Origin of the sequence: Paraburkholderia sp. UYCP14C (assembly GCF_004197395.1) — a bacterium.
Classification (GTDB): Bacteria; Pseudomonadota; Gammaproteobacteria; order Burkholderiales; family Burkholderiaceae; genus Paraburkholderia.
Genome location: NZ_SELS01000305.1, coordinates 1 through 746 on the forward strand (window position 1 = coordinate 1; position 746 = coordinate 746).

Annotated in this window: 1 pseudogene; it reads left to right on the plus strand. The window is 63.7% G+C overall.

Annotated elements, in window-relative coordinates:
* Positions 1-746: pseudogene (locus tag EVC45_RS44975) on the plus strand (pyridoxal-phosphate dependent enzyme); the annotation flags it as partial.

Sequence of the window (746 nt, forward strand, 5' to 3'; positions counted from 1 at the left end):
TTCTCCGACGGCACCGCGGTGAAACTCGTCGGCGAAGAAACCTTCCGTCTGTGCAGCGAATATCTCGACGAAGTGCTGCTCGTGAACACCGATGCGTTGTGCGCCGCGATCAAGGACGTGTTCCAGGACACGCGCAGCGTGCTCGAACCGGCCGGCTCACTCGCGGTGGCGGGTGCGAAGCAGTACGCCGAACGGGAAGGCATCGAGAACCAGACGCTGATCGCGATCACGTCGGGCGCGAACATGAACTTCGACCGCATGCGCTTCGTCGCCGAACGCGCCGAAGTGGGCGAAGCACGCGAAGCGGTCTTCGCGGTGACGATCCCCGAAGAACGCGGCAGTTTCAAGCGCTTCTGCGAGCTGGTCGGCACGCGCAGCGTCACCGAATTCAACTACCGGATCGCCGACGCGAACTCGGCGCACATCTTCGTCGGCGTGCAGATCCGCAATCGCAGCGAATCGGCGCAGATCGCCGGCGCCTTCGAAGCGCACGGCTTCGCCACCGTCGACCTGACCTTCGACGAACTGTCGAAGCAGCACATCCGCTACATGGTCGGCGGCCGCTCGCCGCTCGCGCGCGATGAGCGACTGTTCCGCTTCGAGTTTCCCGAGCGTCCGGGCGCGCTGATGAAATTCCTGTCGTCGATGGCGCCGAACTGGAACATCAGCCTGTTCCACTATCGCAACCAGGGCGCGGACTATAGCTCGATTCTGGTCGGCATTCAGGTGCCCGAGAGCGATCACGC